At 38.8% G+C, this 18,379-nt stretch carries 20 protein-coding genes and 1 riboswitch; of the genes, 14 read left to right on the top strand and 6 right to left on the bottom strand.

The features are described from left to right. The first annotated feature begins 128 nt into the window (after window positions 1–128). The 3 genes from ACXAE4_RS16200 (at window position 129) to ACXAE4_RS16190 (ending at window position 2,292) form a co-directional block, all read left to right on the top strand. Entirely contained in the window at window positions 129–602 is a 474-nt protein-coding gene (locus ACXAE4_RS16200; RefSeq protein WP_028413361.1) for a hypothetical protein, read from the top strand. Window positions 603–777: 175 nt separating this feature from the next. Beyond that, the gene (locus ACXAE4_RS16195) at window positions 778–1,353 is read left to right on the top strand and encodes a GNAT family N-acetyltransferase (protein WP_028413360.1); all 576 of its coding nucleotides are present in this window, start codon (window positions 778–780) and stop codon (window positions 1,351–1,353) included. A gap of 252 nt (window positions 1,354–1,605) precedes the next feature. Continuing rightward, a complete protein-coding gene (locus ACXAE4_RS16190) occupies window positions 1,606–2,292 on the top strand; it encodes an O-methyltransferase (RefSeq protein ID WP_028413359.1) in 687 nt (228 codons plus the stop codon). 200 nt (window positions 2,293–2,492) lie between these two features. Here the strand turns inward: ACXAE4_RS16190 and ACXAE4_RS16185 are convergent, their stop codons facing one another. From ACXAE4_RS16185 to ACXAE4_RS16160, 6 genes are all read right to left on the bottom strand, one after another. After that, entirely contained in the window at window positions 2,493–3,404 is a 912-nt protein-coding gene (locus tag ACXAE4_RS16185) for a LysR family transcriptional regulator (protein WP_028413358.1), read from the bottom strand. Between the two features lie 132 nt (window positions 3,405–3,536). After that, a complete protein-coding gene (locus ACXAE4_RS16180) occupies window positions 3,537–3,722 on the bottom strand; it encodes a hypothetical protein (RefSeq protein WP_028413357.1) in 186 nt (61 codons plus the stop codon). A 155-nt stretch (window positions 3,723–3,877) separates the two neighbouring features. Next, window positions 3,878–4,012, bottom strand: a complete 135-nt coding sequence (locus ACXAE4_RS16175) for a hypothetical protein (RefSeq protein WP_013057043.1) — start codon at window positions 4,010–4,012, stop codon at window positions 3,878–3,880. A gap of 138 nt (window positions 4,013–4,150) precedes the next feature. Further along, a complete protein-coding gene (locus ACXAE4_RS16170; protein ID WP_033578970.1) occupies window positions 4,151–5,413 on the bottom strand; it encodes a dicarboxylate/amino acid:cation symporter in 1,263 nt (420 codons plus the stop codon). Window positions 5,414–5,463: 50 nt separating this feature from the next. Further along, window positions 5,464–6,792: a diaminopimelate decarboxylase gene (lysA, locus tag ACXAE4_RS16165; protein WP_014460106.1), complete on the bottom strand. Its 1,329-nt coding sequence runs from the start codon at window positions 6,790–6,792 to the stop codon at window positions 5,464–5,466. 138 nt (window positions 6,793–6,930) lie between these two features. Beyond that, window positions 6,931–7,113, bottom strand: a riboswitch (Lysine riboswitch). A 66-nt stretch (window positions 7,114–7,179) separates the two neighbouring features. Then, window positions 7,180–7,692 (bottom strand): CBO0543 family protein, encoded by a 513-nt coding sequence (locus ACXAE4_RS16160; protein WP_028413355.1) that lies wholly within the window; start codon window positions 7,690–7,692, stop codon window positions 7,180–7,182. A gap of 338 nt (window positions 7,693–8,030) precedes the next feature. On the opposite strand from ACXAE4_RS16160, the gene ACXAE4_RS16155 reads away from it, so the two are divergent. The 11 genes from ACXAE4_RS16155 (at window position 8,031) to ACXAE4_RS16105 (ending at window position 18,374) form a co-directional block, all read left to right on the top strand. Beyond that, window positions 8,031–9,149, top strand: a complete 1,119-nt coding sequence (locus ACXAE4_RS16155) for an NAD(P)/FAD-dependent oxidoreductase (protein WP_028413354.1) — start codon at window positions 8,031–8,033, stop codon at window positions 9,147–9,149. Window positions 9,150–9,222: 73 nt separating this feature from the next. Further along, entirely contained in the window at window positions 9,223–9,537 is a 315-nt protein-coding gene (locus ACXAE4_RS16150; RefSeq protein ID WP_028413353.1) for a YckD family protein, read from the top strand. 161 nt (window positions 9,538–9,698) lie between these two features. Continuing rightward, window positions 9,699–11,423 carry a PAS domain-containing sensor histidine kinase gene (locus tag ACXAE4_RS16145; RefSeq protein WP_028413352.1) on the top strand — a complete coding sequence of 575 codons (1,725 nt, stop codon included), beginning with the start codon at window positions 9,699–9,701 and terminating at the stop codon, window positions 11,421–11,423. 86 nt (window positions 11,424–11,509) lie between these two features. Beyond that, a complete protein-coding gene (locus tag ACXAE4_RS16140; RefSeq protein WP_013057050.1) occupies window positions 11,510–11,773 on the top strand; it encodes a DUF1292 domain-containing protein in 264 nt (87 codons plus the stop codon). Between the two features lie 152 nt (window positions 11,774–11,925). Beyond that, on the top strand, window positions 11,926–13,170 hold the full coding sequence (locus ACXAE4_RS16135) for an acyl-CoA dehydrogenase (RefSeq protein ID WP_028413351.1): 1,245 nt from the start codon (window positions 11,926–11,928) through the stop codon (window positions 13,168–13,170). After that, window positions 13,148–13,921 (top strand): SDR family oxidoreductase, encoded by a 774-nt coding sequence (locus ACXAE4_RS16130; protein WP_028413350.1) that lies wholly within the window; start codon window positions 13,148–13,150, stop codon window positions 13,919–13,921. Before ACXAE4_RS16135 ends, ACXAE4_RS16130 begins: the two co-directional genes overlap by 23 nt. A gap of 19 nt (window positions 13,922–13,940) precedes the next feature. Then, on the top strand, window positions 13,941–15,557 hold the full coding sequence (locus ACXAE4_RS16125) for a long-chain-fatty-acid--CoA ligase (RefSeq protein WP_289578929.1): 1,617 nt from the start codon (window positions 13,941–13,943) through the stop codon (window positions 15,555–15,557). Between the two features lie 90 nt (window positions 15,558–15,647). Beyond that, complete coding sequence (locus ACXAE4_RS16120) at window positions 15,648–16,214, top strand: TetR/AcrR family transcriptional regulator (RefSeq protein WP_028413348.1); 567 nt, start codon at window positions 15,648–15,650, stop codon at window positions 16,212–16,214. Between the two features lie 80 nt (window positions 16,215–16,294). Next, entirely contained in the window at window positions 16,295–17,179 is an 885-nt protein-coding gene (locus ACXAE4_RS16115) for a 3-hydroxyacyl-CoA dehydrogenase family protein (protein ID WP_033578977.1), read from the top strand. Next, window positions 17,176–17,958 carry an enoyl-CoA hydratase gene (locus ACXAE4_RS16110; RefSeq protein WP_289578930.1) on the top strand — a complete coding sequence of 261 codons (783 nt, stop codon included), beginning with the start codon at window positions 17,176–17,178 and terminating at the stop codon, window positions 17,956–17,958. The genes ACXAE4_RS16115 and ACXAE4_RS16110 overlap by 4 nt, the downstream gene beginning before the upstream one ends. A gap of 14 nt (window positions 17,959–17,972) precedes the next feature. Next, window positions 17,973–18,374 carry an acyl-CoA thioesterase gene (locus ACXAE4_RS16105; protein ID WP_013057057.1) on the top strand — a complete coding sequence of 134 codons (402 nt, stop codon included), beginning with the start codon at window positions 17,973–17,975 and terminating at the stop codon, window positions 18,372–18,374. Window positions 18,375–18,379 lie beyond the last annotated feature (5 nt).

Genomic DNA, 18,379 nt, shown 5'->3' with positions numbered 1-18,379 from the left:
TTTATGTAAGCGTTTTACAAATAAAGGTTTTAAAACGGTCCTAAAAGAGGTAAACAATTACTAAAACGATAGACAAATGAATTCAAAACAAGCTCTGCAACTAATAAATTAGTAGGGAGAGAATGTATATGAATGATAATAGTCTTATCAAAGATCCTTTTTTAGAAAAAGGAGAAATTGAATTTTTAGAATTAAAGAAAGACGAAATACGTTATCTAAAGTTCGATCGATTTTTAAAAGTCATTAAAGCACTTAATCAACGCAGTGATAAAGGCTACCAGAGTCTTATGCTTTCCGTTGATGGCTTTAAAGGTACTTCAAGAGAATTATATGAGATAGAGGAGTTTCGCAGGTATGTAAATTTGTTAATTAATCAAGTTCCTCAAATATTATTTTATATTCATGATAAAAACAAAATGACTAATCAAATTTTGAAGAGTTTATCAAATAATAGCAGCCAGCCGGCCTCTATAGATCCTAAAAGAGCACGTTTAATGATTGATGCCATACAAGAGCAAGTAACGAAAACAGAAGATAAAGAGATAAAGGAGAATCTTTCTGAATTCGTATGTAAAATCCAGAGCTTTGTGAATCAGTATTAACAGTTCCCAATAGAAAAGCAGAATCCATATTATAAAAAAGTACGAGAACTTAAAGCTTCTCGTGCTTTTTTTGTTGGGAAAACTGTAGAAAAAGAAAAGGATTATCAACATATATTGATAAATAATAAAAGTAAAACTTCATATTTGGCAGTGAAATAATCAGGAGGGATGAACATTGAATCATATTGAAATAAGAAGACCAAAAATAGAGGACAGCGCAGAACTCCACGAGCTTTTTAATGAAGTGATCACAGATACCTTTCATAGAGAGGGTCTATCTGACATGGTGAACGATATACAAATAGAAATTGAAAGTAAAGAACAATATTTAAAAAGTGACCTTGATAGCGATGGGAAATGTCGATTCTTTTGGCTCGGAATAGATACGTGCACCAATAAGATTATTGGCTGCATTGAATATGGCCCTGTTAGTGAATTAATTATGGCATGTACAAAAGGGGAGCTGCAAGGATGGATTGAAATCGGCACAGTTTTTGTTCATCCAAAGTACCAAAGAAAAGGGGTAGGAACACTGCTTATACATATTATGCTGCTTACGCTTCAAAGCAGAGAAATTAAAAAAATTTGTTTGGATAGCGGATACAAGAATGCTCAGAAAGTATGGAAAAACATATTTGGAATTCCCGATTACTTAGTAAAAGATTACTGGAGCAAAGGATATCATCACATGATTTGGAAAATAGAAACAGAACGTACACCGATAGTATTTAAGTTCAGTCATAACGGATAATAAGATGTCTTCTAGAAAATAGCCGGTAGAAAGGTACCGGATATTTTTTACGGATTGAGCTACGATTATTTAAAGATAAAAAAAGACCTCTCTGAAGGTCTTTTTTTATGGACATATAACAATTCTTTTTAAGAGCGAGCAGGATAGTTTATTAGAGAGCTAGAACACATTCATAATACGAACGATTACGGCAACAAGCTGAATATGAGAAAAACATATTCGTATCTTTGAATAATAAAGCTTTTATCACTTATGTGGAGGAGTATGGAAATGTCTATATATGAAATTTGGAATGAAGTGGATCTTTATATGAATCATAAGCTCATACAACCTGACCCTATTCTTGATGAGGTATTGAAGGCAAATCAAGAGGCTGGATTACCTGCCATCGACGTATCGCCTAGTCAAGGAAAGTTTCTGCATTTGTTAGCTTCATTAAAAGGGGCTAAACGCATTTTGGAAATTGGTACTCTTGGAGGGTACAGCACGATTTGGCTAGCCAGAGCTCTTCCGAAAGATGGACAGCTGATTACGCTCGAATTAAGCGCTCAGCATGCAGAAGTAGCACGAGCTAATTTAAAAAGAGCGGGAGTAAGCCACTTAGTAGAAGTCATTGTCGGCCCCGGGCTTGATACATTAGCTGTATTAAAGGATAAGGGAACAGAGCCGTTTGATCTTATCTTTATTGATGCTGACAAGCCGAATAACCCAAATTACTTAAAGTGGGCTCTAGAATTATCAAAACGAGGAAGTACGATTATTTGTGATAATGTTGTTCGTCAAGGGCATGTGGTGAACTCAGAAAGTGAAGATGAAAATGTAAAGGGAATTCGACAATTTATGGATGCTCTGGCTCAAGAAAAACGAATCAGCGCCACGGCTATACAAACCGTTGGAAGCAAAGGCTATGATGGATTCATTGTAGGGATTGTTGAATGATAGAACTCGTGTTACATATAAAGAGGCTGAGACAAAAGTAGTTTTGTTGAAGGGAAATCCGACCGATGAATTCAAATTCTTGATGGAGAATCTCGATTCCTCGGTCGGATTTTTTCATGGTGATAGTGAACGTAAATTTCATGTGTGTAGGCGTAGGTGCTTCTAGCTGTGGATTGATTTCGTTATCTCCCAGCCTCTATTTAATTTGCGTCCAACTTATTTGTTATTTGTTTTGCTGTCAGAAAATTAATCAACTCTCTTACAGCGAATGAACTGTAGCGTTCTTTTAACAGAATAATTCCAAGTTCCCACATCATTTCAGGATCTGCAATAGGTACCGTAATAATATTGGAATCTTTCACTTTGGCATAAAGCGATTCGGGTAAAATAGCAATACCTAGTTCTGCTGCTGTTAATTCAATAATTAAATCCCATTGAGAACTTTTATATGCGATAGAAGGCACAAATCCTGATTTTAAAGCATCTTGAATTAACCGGTCGTGCAGCGTAAATTCTTCACTGAACATAATGAATTTTTCATGCTCCAATTCTTTCATCCAGACGGAAGAACGTTTCGCTAAAGGATGGTTTTTATGGGCGTATAAAAGGAATCTCTCCTTAACGAACGGGTATACGTGAAAATGCTCATCATGACCGCTTGTGAGAGGAAGCATAACAATCCCCATATCTACACCAGCCTCTTCCACAAGGGCTTCAATTTTTTTTGCTCCAAATTCAATAAGCTCTAGAGATACTTTAGGGTATTGTTCATTAAATGCTTTTGCAATCTTCGGGAAAAACAAGGTCCCGATGAGCGGAGGGATTCCCATCTTGATTTGCCCTGTTTGCAAGTTCATTAAATCGCCCAACAAGTGAGGCATGTCTTTTAACACCGACAGCGCTTTAGTTGCCTGATGATACACGACTTCTCCTGCATCGGTTAGCTTTAATTCTCTTGTTGAACGGTCAAGAAGCTCAAATCCTAGTTCATTTTCTACTTTTTTGACGGCTTTACTTAAAGCCGTTTGTGACAAATGAACTTGCAGCGCTGCCTTTGTAAAATTTTTATGATTCGCTACCTCTATAAAGTATTCTAAGTCTCTGATTTCCATGTGAAACTCCATTTCTGCAAACTGCTTATCCTTTTTTTTTACTCTTTATTTTAACCATTAAATTATTTACTGTAAATGCGCTGATTAAAAAAGGGAGCTATCCAATGAATAAAAACGAGGAAAGGAAATGAACTAAAGTTTCTGTCGAAATTGATTTATAAAACCAATAATCTTTTTATAGAGAAACATAGATTTTGCTACTAGCTGATGAGGAATATAAAGATTTTTGCCTGTACGTTCGGGCAAAAATGCAAAACTTATCAAAATAACTGAAAGCCCAAAGGCTGCAGCTGTAATCTCTATCCAAGAAAACACCATATCATTCCTCCTTTTACAAACCTATTAATAGAATATGTAAAAGTTTGAAAGGAGGTTGTACGATAGACCTATAAAGAGCGTCGTCATTAAGCTCTCTCAAAATAAAATGACGTCAAAGAACGCAGGGCCTGTGCCAAACGTTCTTTGACGTCATTTTATTTTCGCTCTTCAGCTTGATGCTCTTGTTTGTTTTGCTCAGTGAGACGTTTTTGATGAGCTTTTGTTTCTGCACTTACGTGATTCGCATCATTCGGTTGATTCTTCTTTGAACCTCCTGCAGCGTTACTCATTAGACGACACCTCCAGTCCGGTTATGAAACATACCTATAGAATGTGCGTATTTACAAACTTTATACACGGCTATCGATATTACTGCACACGAAAAAAGCAAAGGGAGAGTCACTAAGACTGTTCCCTTTGCTTTTTTACTAGGCGACTTTATCGGTGGTGATAATTTTGTTAATCCAGTCTTTTCCTTCTGTAAACCTTGTAACAAGCATCGCTGTTACTGTATTTCCCGTACTGTTTAAGAGCGTAGCAGGGGCGTCAATAATTGTGGAAATGACCGCAATGATGGGCAGAACTTCTGGCGAAAATCCGTAAATTGTAATGATTAACATTTCGCCAATCATACCGCCTCCAGGAATTGCTCCCATTACGGCTCCAACTAAAAAGGCTACGCCTAATATGCTCAAAATACTCGTAGCAGACGTCATATCTTTGCCGAACAAACTGAATAAGAAAACAATTTTTAGAATACCACCGATAACAGAACCATCTTTATGGGTGTTTGCTCCTAATGGAATCACTGTTTCAGCAATATCCAGCGGCACACCCATTTTCTTTGTTGCGTCTAAATTGACTGGAATAGATGCCGCGGAAGAACAGGTAGCAATAGCAGTGATAGAAGGAGCAGCTGCATTTTTCCAAAACAGCTTAATTCCTGCTTTACCGCCAGCAATCCATGCGTATAGCGTAAAGAAGCCAAAATAGTAAACGATTGCAATTAATAAATAAAGAATAAATGCTCTAGCATACCCTTGCAAGATCTTTGGTCCAAGTTCTCCTACTACAGTAGCAAAATAGCACCCTAAACCAATTGGAGCATAGTACATGACAATTTTAACGACTTTCATCGATACTTCTTGACCCGAAGTCAGAAATTTCGCCATAGGCTGTCCTTTTTCACCAGCCATCGTGGTAGCAATACCGAAGATAACGGCAAAGACAATTAATTGTAAAATATGCTCTTTCGAAAATAACTGAACAAAATCAGGTACAGTAAATGTACTAACAAGCTGATTTAAAAGCGTCATTTTTTCAGCTGTATTTTCACTGTCACCCATTAATTCTTTAATGGCAGAAGTATCTACGTTGTGCAGCGGATTGTAAAGTGATGCGCCTAAAAAGCCTAGAACGGCTGAAACAGCAGCAGTGGCGACAAACACAACGGCGATACCTAGCATAATTTTACCAAGACGTTTCATTTCGTTCATGTTTGCGATCGCCGAAGCCACACTAAAAAAGACAAGGGGAACGATAATCATGAACATTAAATTAAGAAACAAATCACCAAAGGGCTTTACGACTGCCACATCGGGCCCGATAGCATATCCTGCTATCCCGCCAATTAAAATAGCGAGAAGCAGAATAAGCGATGATCTGTACGTTTTAAATACACTTAAAACCATATAGATTTCCTCCAAACAACAATAGCTTCTTTACTACGCAAGAACAGCTATCATTTGCTCATTGCATACGTAGTAACGACTGGCTTTACATCTTTACGCACCAAATCTTCGTATGTTTCTCGCTCTACAGCAAGACGAGCTTCTCCATTTTTCACAAATACAACAGCAGGGCGCGGAATACGGTTGTAATTGCTAGCCATTGAATAGTTGTAGGCACCTGTAGAGGATACTGCTAGTAAATCTCCTTGATTAACGCGCGGTAAATCGATATCCCAAATAAGCATATCTCCTGATTCACAGCATTTCCCCGCAATTGATACTGTTTCATCTTTTTTATCCGTCACTCTATTAGCCAAGACAGCTTCATGTTTTGCATCGTAAAGAGCAGGACGGATATTATCGGTCATACCGCCATCAATTCCTACGTATTTGCGTACACCTGGAATCTCCTTCGTTGAGCCGATTGTATAAAGCGTTGTACCTGCTTCTCCTACGATGCTTCTTCCAGGCTCAATCCAGACTTCCGGAAGGGTATAATTCTGTTCAGTTAACGTGCGGCTTAGCTTTTCTGTCAGTGCATCTACATAATACTCAACTGGAAGTGGAGAGTCGCTTTCGGTATAACGAATACCAAAACCACCACCTACGTTTAAAACTTTTACTTCAAATTCCATTTTATCACGAATACTGAATAAGAAATCAGTTAAAATATCAATGGCGCGAGAAAAACCATCTACTTCAAAAATTTGCGAACCAATATGACAATGAATGCCTAAAAGATCGTAGTAAGGCTTTTCTAATGCAGAACTTACCGCTTTCATAGCCTGGTCATTGGAAAGACCAAATCCAAACTTGGAGTCTTCCTGTCCGGTCATAATATACTCATGTGTGTGGGCTTCAATCCCTGGAGTAACACGCAGAAGAATAGATGCTTTCTGTTTGCGCTCAGCTGCTAAGGCATGTAAAACTTCAAGTTCGGTAAAGTTATCCACAACAAAACAGCCAATATTCGCATCAAGAGCCATTTCAATTTCTTCAATCGTTTTGTTATTTCCGTGAAAATGAATGCGTTCAGCTGGATATCCCGCTTCAAGAGCTGTAAATAATTCGCCTCCTGAGACCACATCTAATGACATATCAAGCTTCGTTAAAAGGCTAGCCATTTCCATACAAAGAAACGCTTTCCCTGCATAGGCGATTTGATATGAAAATCCGCTTCTTTGAAAGGCTGAATGGAAGGCCTTGCATTTCGTCTCAATTAATTCTTGATCGTAGATGTATAGGGGAGTGCCGTATTGTTTTTTCAGTTCGACCGTATCACACTGCCCAATTTCTAAATGATTGCTGCTGTTAATTTTACTCGTTCCATGTAAGTACATAATCCGTATCCCTCCATTTAAATCATTCAACTATAACTTTGATGGTCAGTAGAAAAACACAAAAAAGACCCGTGAAGTGATGTTCACGCGTCTTGGTTTCATAATAATAAAGTATTATTACATTCTAGGCATCAACATCTCTTCAATAGCTCTCCACAAACCAAGTGGTTTGTGACAGCTCAGCATTTATTCAATACTGAACCAGTATATGAACACAATGGATGTTTATATACTTCGGCACGAAATCCCTTTTACTTATCTTCACAGACTCCATTAGTCTCCAATAAGTGACTCTTGATTTCATGCACCTCTATTCTCAGAGAGGAAAATTATATTTAAATGTAACTCCTATTATATTTCCTTTTCCTCTGTCTAGTCAATGAAAAGTTAAGGCATAGGAATATCAAAGAAGATAAATAAAAAAGCTATGAAGCTTCCAGATAGAATCCAAGCAGCCAGCGCTGTCTTCTGATGAATGATTAAAAGTGAGAACGTGACAATATTGAAGAGAAAAGAACATAGCAGCGACCATCCATAATGATGAGTGATACTGTGATTAACATAAGCAATGAACTCAATCACAGTAAATAAAAGCGCCCATAAAAGAATCCACCACAGCCGGCCGCTTACATGCAGCGGCAGCCTTCCTAAAAAAACCGGTATAACAAACGGATAAATAATTAAGGTTATTCCAAGAGAAACCATTAGGTGATCGGGTAGAAAAAGATGATCAATACCAACAGGGTGAAATACCCATACGCGGTGATGAAACAGCAGCACTTCATAAAGCAAATTCCCCGTGACCCAAAACAGCAAAGTAGGGTAGTATTCTTGATACCTTCGCCACTTGCCAAATAGTAAACCAAGAATGATAAAAAATAATACAAATGAAGATTGCATACGCTCTCCTTAAAATAATGGTTATTTCTTTTTATTTACATATTATAGTGGTTTTATTCTTTCATTTTTTTATTCAGCACCTATAATAGAAAAGCCGTAAGCCACAGCGTTAAAGACGTACTACCACTATTTATGGCTTTCTTCACCCTGTTATAATCTTGGTAAAAGAACTTCTACCGCTTTTGCTTACGAGACTAAAGGAGCTATATGTCAAAGTCAGCAAGGCTTAAAAATAAGCTTAAAATAGCTTCGCCTAGTATGTGACTTCTTTTTTTGCTATGCTAAAATTGCATACATATAGCATGAGAATACTAGAAGAAAGAAAAGGGTGTTTCGGTATGAAAACATACATCGTAGTTGGAGCTGGGGTACTTGGAGCTTCTACGGCATATCATTTAGCAAAAGCAGGAGCAGATGTGACATTGATAGATCGCAAGGATGCTGGTCAAGCTACTGATGCAGCAGCAGGAATTGTTTGTCCGTGGCTTTCGCAGCGTCGAAATAAAGCATGGTACCGCTTAGCAAAAGGCGGCGCCAAGTACTATCAAACATTAATTCAGCAATTAGAAGAAGATGGAGAAACGGATACGGGATATAAGCGAGTAGGAGCAATTAGTTTACACACTGATGAACAAAAGCTTAAAAAAATGGAAGAACGAGCATATAAGCGTCGGGAAGAAGCCCCCGAAATAGGCGAGATTACACGTTTATCCGCTAAAGAAACACAGGCTTTGTTTCCGGCTCTTTCGGAAGAATACAGTTCAGTTCATATTAGTGGAGCCGCTCGCGTTAACGGAAAAGCTCTTCGAAACGCACTTGTGAATGCAGCGAAGAAAAACGGTGCAAAAATAATAGAAGGAAACGCAGAACTACTTTATGAAAATAATCGAGTAACGGGCGTTGCCGTAAATGGACAAACCCTTCTAGCAAGTACAACAATCGTGACAGCAGGAGCGTGGGCAAATCAATTACTAGAGCCTCTTGGAGTGAAATTTTTAGCAAGCTTTCAAAAAGCGCAAATTGTCCACTTGCATCTTCCTGATTTAGATACAAAAGACTGGCCCGTTGTAATGCCTCCAAGCGACCAATATATTCTTTCGTTTGAACAAGGTCAAATTGTCATAGGAGCAACACATGAAAACGACACGGGTTATGACTTGAGAGTAACGGCTGGGGGGCTTCATGAAATTTTTTCAAAGGCCTTATTAATTGCTCCTGGCTTAACAGAAAGCACAGTCTTAGAAACAAGGGTAGGGTTTCGACCATTTACTCCAGGCTTCTTGCCAGTCATCGGGGCTCTTCCAGCTTACGAAGGAATACTAGTAGCGAATGGTCTCGGAGCTTCAGGCTTAACGTCGGGTCCTTATCTTGGTTCAGAGCTTGCTAAATTAGCACTTGAAATGGAAATGGAAATTGATCTTAGCGATTATGATGTAAGAGGAGCTATTGAGTCCTAAGCAAATAGAATGAATGAAAACAAATAGAAGTTCGCAAACTATAACTACTATATGATGAAAGGAAGTAGATTGTTTGCGAAAGGTTATGATAAGTGCAGCAGCAGCTTTTTTATTTATGAGCGGGACGCCTGTATTAGCGGAAAACAATCCTCAGCCAGAAACAAAAGACGTGCAGCTGACGTCTCAGCAAAAGCAGGAATTATCCGTTCTGTACAAAGAAATGTTCGAAAAAAAGAAAGAAATACTTTCAAAATATGTGGAGTACGGCGTGCTAAGCAAAACGGAGAGTCAAAACATTTCTTCACATATGGAAAATCGCTATCAGCATATGGAGAAAAATGGGTTTGTTCCGAAGCGGCACTGTCATAAAATGCATCATTCAAAGTAATTCCTATTCACATAAAAAAGCGCCTATACAGGCGCTTTTTTTATGTGAATGAATGGAAAATATCTGCTTCTTTATCTAGTAAATTTTAAACGCCTCATGTAAAATTAAGAGAATGAGAACGATTAGGAAAGATGCTAGTGAGGGGTAGGTAAATATGAACGATGAACGAAAATAAAAAAATAGTCCGATTACATGCAGAAAATCATTCAGCTGAGGCTCTAGGAATCATATTTGCTTACAAACAAAAAGGTGACCACCTTGTTTACAGTATGTATCAAGGAGAAAGCGTTTCTGAGCAAAAAATACCTCTAGAAGAATGGGTCTCGTATGAGCATTTTTTCGAAGCGCTAAATAAAAAGAAAAAGCTTATGTACGAGCTTCAAATAAATGATAAACGCTATGTAGTAAACTTAACCCCTTTATCTTACACAGAAAAACCTGAAATTATGGGACATTGCGTGAATATAACTAGTTATCAGGAGAAAAAAGAACAGATTCAGCCTTTTATTTATCATAACGCAGATGCTGTTGCTATCGTTGACTTAGAGGGTAAAACGCTTCAAGTGAACCCTGCGTTTGAGAATACATTTGGCTGGACGTTTGAAGAAATTCATCAAAAGCCTCTTCCGATTATACCTTCGTTTTTAAAGGAGCCCGTGTGCGAACTTCATAAGACTATTCAATCAGGGGAATCGAAAACGGAATTCGAGACGGTCAGACAGCATAAAGACGGGCATTTAATTAATGTAAGCGTCACACTATTTCGCGTTGAAAATATGAATGATTGGCCGTTATGCATTGCGTTTGTCTATCGAGATATAACATCGCGCAAGCAGGATGAGACGGCTTTAAAAGAAAGCGAACAGCGCTACCGAAGTTTGATTGAGTTATCCCCGGAAGCAATTATCGTTCATAGTGAAGGTAAAATTGATTATATCAACCCTGCAGGAGCTAAAGCACTAGGATACAAGAATCCTCAAGATGTATTAGGAGCTTGTGTTTATCAGTTTGTTCACCCTGATTACTATGATGTTGTAAAACAGCGAATTTATCGAATGAAAACAGAAAATAAATCTGTGGATTTGCAGGAAGAAAAGTTTATTCATAAAGACGGTCATACGATTGATGCCGAAACCATTGCCTTTCCTATTCCGTATATGGGAAAGCAGGCCATTCAAGTTTTGTTTCGTGATATTACAGAACGTAAAAAAACTGAAAAATTGCTGCGTGAATCCGCTCAGCTTTCCTTAGTCGGACAGTTAGCAGCGGGTATCGCTCACGAAATCAGAAACCCTCTAACAGCGGTAAAAGGATTTATGCAGTTATTAGAAGAAACGAGCGGTCAGCCTTACTATGTAGAAATGATAAATCATGAGTTAGATAGAATCGAATTGATTGCCGACGAGTTCTTGAGTCTTGCAAAGCCTCAGGCGAAAACCTACAAAGACAAACACGTCCAAGATATCTTAGAGAACACGTTAAAGCTAGCTGAGGTGCAGGGGATTACAGAGAAAATTCACGTAAAAAAAGAGATTGATCTTCATCTTCCTCTCGTATTATGCGAAGAAAACCAGTTAAAACAGGTCTTTAGCAATATATTTAAAAATGCCGTCGAATCCATGCCAAGTGGAGGAACTGTAACGATTCAACTAAAAAGATTTAATCAGGAGAACCTTGTTGTCCGGTTTAGCGACGAGGGGCCAGGCATCACGCAGGAACGAATGCAGCATTTAGGAAAACCTTTTTATAGTACGAAAGAGAAAGGAACGGGGCTTGGACTGATGGTGTGCTATAAGATCATTCGAGAACATAGAGGAGAAATTAACTTTGTAAGTGAACTTGGAAAAGGAACTACCGTAGACATTCTTTTGCCTTTTAAAAAGTAGATTCTACTTTTATAAGCATGAAACCTTTTCTAAAGGGGAATACATGTTAGTGAACGAATAATGAGGTTAAAATAGGAGGGAATACGATGGAACGTATTGAAACGGGAGAGATTTTTACAATTTTAGATGAAAATGATCAAGAGCAAGATATTGAAGTGCTTGGAAAAATGACGATTGAAGGCCACGATTATATTGCCGTTGCGTTTGTGGAAGAAGTTTTAATTGAAACAGAAGAAGAAATTGATGTTTTCTTTTTAAAAATTGAAGATGATGGTGAATGGTCTTCAATTGAAGATGATGATGAGTTTGAAAAAGTATCAGCCGTATTTGAGGAAATGACATCCGCGTAAAAAGAGAGGTTACAACCTCTCTTTTTTTTATTTATAAATAATATAATATTTAGAATTTTTCTAAAAATATCTTGCTGAATTATTTCCCTTCATTTATGATGAATATGTAACATACCAACCGGTTAGTAAGTAAATGAAAGCGAGGGACTACCGTGTATTTTTCTTACTCTGACAAAGTAGTGAAGCTGCAAAAAGAATTGAGCTCTTTTATGGAAGAGCATATTTATCCAAATGAACAGCTATACGAACAACAGCTGAATGAACAGCCATCTAGATGGTCAGCTGTTCCTCCAATCATGGAAGAGTTAAAAGAAAAAGCAAAGCGAGCTGGGCTATGGAACTTATTTTTGCCAGAAAGCGAATACGGAGCAGGTCTAACAAATGTAGAATACGCTCCTCTTTGCGAAATTATGGGCCGTTCTATTATTGGACCAGAAGCTTTTAACTGCGGAGCTCCTGACACTGGCAATATGGAAGTGCTGGTTCGATACGGAACGCCTGAACAGAAAGAAAAATGGCTAAAGCCTCTGTTAAATGGAGACATTCGCTCCTGCTTTTCTATGACAGAACCGGATATAGGTTCTTCTGATGCCACAAACATTCAGTGCAGTATTGTAAGAGAAGGCGATGAATATGTAATCAATGGAAGAAAATGGTGGTCTTCAGGTGCGGGAGATCCTCGCTGCAAAATTGCTATTGTCATGGGAAAAAGCGATTTTAACGCATCTAAATATGAACAGCAGTCTATGATTCTAGTTCCATTAAATACTCCGGGAGTTAAAATTGAACGAATGCTGCCAGTCTTTGGATACGATCACGCTCCTCATGGACATGCTGAAATTCATTATGACAATGTGCGTGTGCCAGCATCCAATATGCTTTTAGGCGAAGGAAAAGGGTTTGCTATTGCTCAAGGTAGATTAGGGCCTGGACGTATTCATCACTGCATGCGTCTAATAGGAGCAGCTGAAAGAGCGCTCGAAGAATTATGTAAGCGTATTCAAAGTCGTTCTACATTTAATAAGTTGCTTTCTCAGCAAGGGGTTATTCAAGAATGGGTGGCAGAATCGCGTATTGAAATTGAGCAAGCTCGCTTATTAACATTAAAAGCTGCTTATATGATGGACACAGTTGGAAATAAAAAAGCGCGGAAAGAAATTGCCATGATTAAAGTAATAGCTCCTGCTATGGCTTTAAAAGTCATTGATCGTGCCATTCAAGCATTTGGAGCAGCAGGTGTTTCAGAAGACACGCCGCTTGCGGCACTTTGGGCAAATGCCCGCACTTTGCGCCTTGCCGATGGTCCAGACGAAGTGCACAAAGCACAGCTTGCAAGACTTGAGCTAAAATCCTATCAAGAACAGGAGGCAACCTATGCACATAAAGGATCTGTTTGATTTAACTGGAAAAACAGCTATTATTACCGGAGGAGGCAGAGGATTAGGAGAGCAAATGGCAGAAGGGCTTGCAGAGGCAGGGGCAAATATTGTTCTATGCTCAAGAAAAAAAGAAGCATGTCAGCAAGTGGCTGATCGATTGGCCACCGTGGGCGTAAAAACCCTCGCTTTAGCATGTGACATCAGTCAGCCTGAAGATATTAAAAATGTCGTGCATCAAACGATTGAAACATTTGGACGCATCGATATTTTAATTAACAACAGCGGAGCTACGTGGGGAGCTTCGGCTGAAGAAATGCCTCTTGAAGCATGGCAAAAAGTGATGAATATTAATGTGACGGGCACGTTTTTAATGTCACAAGAAGCTGGAAAAGAAATGATTAAACAAAAAGCTGGTAAGATTATTAACATTGCTTCAATTGCGGGTCTTGGAGGAACGGACCCTCAGTATATGGATACAATCGGGTACAACACGAGTAAAGGAGCGGTCATTACGTTCACGAAAGATTTAGCTGTCAAATGGGGACAGCATAATATTCAAGTTAATGCAATTGCGCCGGGATTTTTTCCTACTAAAATGTCAGGTGCGATTATGGAACAAGGAAAAGATTATTTTCTAAGTCAAACCCCTTTAAAACGCTTTGGCTCCGAAGCTGATTTAAAAGGAGCGGCTGTTTTTCTTGCTTCTGCAGCGTCTAATTATATTACGGGCGATATTCTGACAGTAGACGGTGGAGTTCATGCTATGTGAATAAGAAAGGAGTTACTCAATGGAAGACGTTAAAAAATGGTTTACACCTTATCCAGAAGCCTACACTCATGACATTCACATCGAAGATATTTCACTATTTGATATGCTGAAAGAAACAGCCGAACGTTATCCTGCTCACACAGCCACGCGCATGTATCAGCATACGTTAACGTACCAGGAGCTGTACCACTCAGTTCGCGTATTTGCAGGAGCACTGCAGAAAAAAGGGATTAAAAAAGGAGATCGTGTAGCAATTATGCTGCCAAATTGTCCGCAATATATAATAAGCTATTTTGGCATTATAGCAGCGGGCGGCATTGTCACTCAGGTCAACCCCATGCTTGTCGAACAAGAACTAAAGCATATTTTACACGATTCCGGCGCAAAAAAAATAATTCTACTCGATGATTTTTATACGAGACTTCAAGAGATAAGGAATCGTGTTGAGATAGAAGAAGCGATAACCGTCAGCTTGCAAAAACCTTTTGTTCCTACATCACCAGACCTTTCCTTCTTAGATTTTCTAACCATTAAGCATGAATTTAATCAGCCGGTCATCCATCCAGCACACGATATTGCTGTTCTTCAGTATACGGGAGGAACGACCGGACCATCTAAAGGTGCGATGCTTACACATACAAACATTTACACAAACGCAGTTCAATCATACGAAATATTTAAGCATGATATTGAATTAGGAAAAGAAAAATGCTTAACCGTTATTCCATTGTTTCACGTATTTGGCATGACTTCCTGTATGCATTTATCAATTCTTTGCGGAAATGAAATATTGCTATTGCCGCGTTTTGATTTAGAAGAAGTACTAAATACAATCAAAAAAGAGCAGCCTAGTATTTTTCCTGGAGTGCCAACTATGTATGTCGCGATTACCAATCATCCGCGGGCAGAAGAATACAATATCGAAAGTATTCGCATCTGCAACAGCGGCAGTGCGCCAATGCCTGTTGAGCTGATGAAAGAGTTCGAACGAAAAACGGGTGCTAAAGTGTTAGAAGGGTACGGCTTATCAGAAGCGTCCCCCGTTACCCATTGCAACCTGCCGTTTTGTGAACGAAAGCCAGGCACAGTCGGACTTGGCGTTCCGCAAACTGCTTATAAAATTGTAGACGTGGCTACAGGAACAAAAGAACTGCCAAGAGGAGAGCTTGGAGAAATAGTGATTAAAGGCCCTCAAGTTATGAAGGGCTATTGGAATCAGCCTGAAGAAACAGCTCACGCGCTTAGAAACGGCTGGCTGTACACAGGAGATATTGGACAGATAGACGAAGATGGGTATTTATCCATTGTTGATCGCAAAAAAGATATGATTATTGCGAGTGGTTTTAATGTGTATCCTCGAGATATTGAAGAAGTTTTATATGAGCACAGCCACATTAAAGAAGCCGTTGTCATTGGCGTTCCGCATCCTTACAGAGGAGAAACAATTAAAGCGATTTTGGTAGTGAAAGAAGGAAAATCTCTTTCTGAAGAAGAGCTTACTTCTTATTGTCGACATCATCTTGCAGCTTACAAAATTCCGCGAATCTTTGAGTTTCGCGCTGAGCTTCCTAAGACCAATGTAGAGAAAATTTTACGAAGAGCACTGCGAGAAGAAGTGGTGAAAGAAACGATGTAAAGAAGCTGAACATAAACAAACTTTTTCAAAAGCTCCCTCTAAGCCATGGTATAATTTGTGAAAATGAGAAAAGACAGAGAGGGTTTGACGATGAAAGATTTGATGATGGAACGAAGCATTCAGCTTTTTGCTCAAAAAGGTTTCAAAGAAACGTCTATTCAAGATATTGTAAATGAATTAAACGTCACAAAAGGAACGTTTTATTATTATTTTAAAAGCAAGCAAGAGCTTTTAATGGATATTCACCTTCAATATATTGAAAGATTAATAGAAAACCAAGAGACGATTCTTGCAGATAAGACAATATCTTATCCTGAAAAGCTGCACAGCATTATTTTTAAACTTGTTCATGATATTGAGAAAGAAGGTCTTCGAGCTAAAGTGTTTTTTCGAGAGATGCGTCATTTGAGTGAAGAACACTTACAGCAAATCATTCCAAAGCGCGATCGTTTTAAAGAAAACGTACAGGAAATTATTGAAAAAGGAATGGAAGCAGGGCAGTTCCGTTCAGATTTGCCTTCAGATATCGTGACGCTAGGCATATTAGGAATGACAAATTGGAGCTATTTTTGGTTTCAGCCGGATGGTGAAAAGTCAGATCGAGAAGTTGCGGCTATTTTTTATAAGATGTTAATGAAAGGTATTCAGTCACAGTAGCTGCTAGGCTGGACAGTGCTCGTAAAAGGTGGGAAAGTATAAGCTCTTTCTCTCCTTTTATATTAAAAGGAGGCTATAACATGAATAGTAAAGATATACAGCGTATTGCTGTCATTGGCGCAGGACAAATGGGACATCAAATTGGTATGCTTTGTGCACTTGGAGGATATGAAACAATTATTCAAGATATGAATGAACAATCACTCATAGAGGCAAAAAATAAGCTGGAAGCAATTATAGACAAGTGGGTTCACAAAGGCAAAATTTCCTCTGATGCTAAAGAAGCCGCATTTCAAAGGTTGTCTTTTACAAGCACATTAAAGGAAGCGGTTTCAAGTGCTGATTTTGTGATTGAAGCTGTTGTAGAAAAGTTAGATGTAAAACAAAGCGTCTTTAAAGAAATAGATGAGTACGCACCAAGTCACGCCATTTTAGCATCGAATAGTTCAACAATTGTTAACTCGCTTATTGCAAGTGCAACAAACCGTCCAGAGCAAATCGTTAACATGCATTTCTTTTTTCCTCCTCTTGTAATGGACTGCGTAGAAGTTGTGATGAGTGAAAAGACAAGTGAACAAACAGCTCAAACGACAATGGAAGTTTGCAAGCAAATTAATCGCACAGCAGTCCTTCTGAAAAAAGAAATCTCAGGTTTTATTGCCAATCGAATTTTAGGAGCGCTGCAAAAAGAAGCCGTTTTCCTTTACGAAAATGGATACGCAGATTTTGAAGACATTGATACGATTTGCAAAAAAGCGCTCAATCACCCGATCGGTCCTTTTGAATTGATGGATCTCTCAGGAATTGACGTCGGATATTTTGTGATGCAGCAGCGCTATAGCGAAACAGGGGACCCTGAGGACAAGCCAGCTGCGTGCATAGAAGAAAAAGTTCAAAAAGGCGAGCTTGGACGCAAAACAGGAAAAGGTTTTTACACATACCACACACAGGGAGTGAAGCAATGATGAAAAAATTTGTACGTATTGAAAAAGAAGAGAAAACAGCTATTGTAACCATTGATAATTCGCCTTTAAATGTAATGAGCCAGGCTGTTGTGCAGCAGCTTGAAGAAACGTATGAAGAGCTTAGTAAAGATCCTGATGTCATTACAATCATTTTAACGGGAGCGGGCGACCGGGCGTTTATGGCTGGAGCTGATATTAAAGAATTTCCACAGCTAATGGGACAAAGCGGTATTAAAGAAGAGTTTATGAAAACCCATCGTGTTTTGCAAAAACTTGAAAACATTGAAAAACCAACAATTGTCGTGTTAAACGGTTTAACGTTTGGGGGAGGGTGCGAACTTTCACTAACCGCTGATATACGCATTGCCGAAGAACATGCTCAAATCGGTCTTCCGGAAGTGAAGCTCGGATTGTTTCCCGGAGGCGGCGGAACTCAGCGTCTTCCGCGCGTAATCGGCGCATCTAAAGCTAAAGAATGGATGTTTGCCGGCAGTCCTGTTTCGGCGGAAGAAGCACTTCATGCAGGCTTTGCCAATCATGTAACGCCTAAAGGAAAAGGGCTCGAAAAAGCAAAAGAGCTGGCTAAGAAATTTAACCGTCACTCTCTTCCGTCACTTTCTCGAATTAAGGCAGCGGTAAACGAAGGAATGAATCGTACACTATCTGAAGGTCTTGAACTTGAGGCAGAGCTGTTTGAAGAAGTCTTTCAAACAGAAGATATTAAAGAAGGAGTATCAGCATTTATTGAAAAGCGTCCCGCTGTTTTTTCACATAAGTAAAGGAGGAGAAAACCATGTATGAAACACAGGTCAAAGTGCGTTTTTGCGAAACAGACGCACTCGGTCACATTAACAATACGAGCTATTTCATTTATTTAGAAGAGGCACGCATTGCTTTTTTTGAAGAAATGGGAGCATCCATGCATACAGAAAAGTGGGAGTATATTTTAGCGTCTACTAAATGTGATTTTGTTGCGCAAGGATATTTTAATCAAGTGTTAATGATTAAAACCTTTGTATCTAATGTCGGCAATAAAAGCTTTACAATTGGTCATGAAATTACCGACAGCAAGACGGGATCGCTGATTGCCAAAGGAGAAGCTGTCATCGTGTACTTTGATTTTGATGCACAAAAAAGCGTTTCTATTCCAGCGGATATTAAGCAGTTTTTGATGAATTATAAAGTAGCTGTTTAACTATA

It is taken from the genome of Priestia sp. ABM2_011 (genome assembly GCF_056158845.1).
Note: the sequence above shows the minus strand (reverse complement) of the source record. Positions and strands in the feature narration are given on the sequence as shown.

Coding starts and splice junctions, on each gene's coding strand:
- ACXAE4_RS16200 (WP_028413361.1), top strand. CDS start 129: ATGAATGATAATAGTCTTATCAAAGATCCTTTTTTAGAAAAAGGAGAA.
- ACXAE4_RS16190 (WP_028413359.1), top strand. CDS start 1,606: ATGTGGAGGAGTATGGAAATGTCTATATATGAAATTTGGAATGAAGTG.
- ACXAE4_RS16185 (WP_028413358.1), bottom strand. CDS start 3,404: ATGGAAATCAGAGACTTAGAATACTTTATAGAGGTAGCGAATCATAAA.
- ACXAE4_RS16180 (WP_028413357.1), bottom strand. CDS start 3,722: ATGGTGTTTTCTTGGATAGAGATTACAGCTGCAGCCTTTGGGCTTTCA.
- ACXAE4_RS16175 (WP_013057043.1), bottom strand. CDS start 4,012: ATGAGTAACGCTGCAGGAGGTTCAAAGAAGAATCAACCGAATGATGCG.
- ACXAE4_RS16170 (WP_033578970.1), bottom strand. CDS start 5,413: ATGGTTTTAAGTGTATTTAAAACGTACAGATCATCGCTTATTCTGCTT.
- lysA (WP_014460106.1), bottom strand. CDS start 6,792: ATGTACTTACATGGAACGAGTAAAATTAACAGCAGCAATCATTTAGAA.
- ACXAE4_RS16160 (WP_028413355.1), bottom strand. CDS start 7,692: ATGCAATCTTCATTTGTATTATTTTTTATCATTCTTGGTTTACTATTT.
- ACXAE4_RS16155 (WP_028413354.1), top strand. CDS start 8,031: ATGAAAACATACATCGTAGTTGGAGCTGGGGTACTTGGAGCTTCTACG.
- ACXAE4_RS16145 (WP_028413352.1), top strand. CDS start 9,699: ATGAACGAAAATAAAAAAATAGTCCGATTACATGCAGAAAATCATTCA.
- ACXAE4_RS16140 (WP_013057050.1), top strand. CDS start 11,510: ATGGAACGTATTGAAACGGGAGAGATTTTTACAATTTTAGATGAAAAT.
- ACXAE4_RS16130 (WP_028413350.1), top strand. CDS start 13,148: ATGCACATAAAGGATCTGTTTGATTTAACTGGAAAAACAGCTATTATT.
- ACXAE4_RS16125 (WP_289578929.1), top strand. CDS start 13,941: ATGGAAGACGTTAAAAAATGGTTTACACCTTATCCAGAAGCCTACACT.
- ACXAE4_RS16120 (WP_028413348.1), top strand. CDS start 15,648: ATGAAAGATTTGATGATGGAACGAAGCATTCAGCTTTTTGCTCAAAAA.
- ACXAE4_RS16115 (WP_033578977.1), top strand. CDS start 16,295: ATGAATAGTAAAGATATACAGCGTATTGCTGTCATTGGCGCAGGACAA.
- ACXAE4_RS16110 (WP_289578930.1), top strand. CDS start 17,176: ATGATGAAAAAATTTGTACGTATTGAAAAAGAAGAGAAAACAGCTATT.
- ACXAE4_RS16105 (WP_013057057.1), top strand. CDS start 17,973: ATGTATGAAACACAGGTCAAAGTGCGTTTTTGCGAAACAGACGCACTC.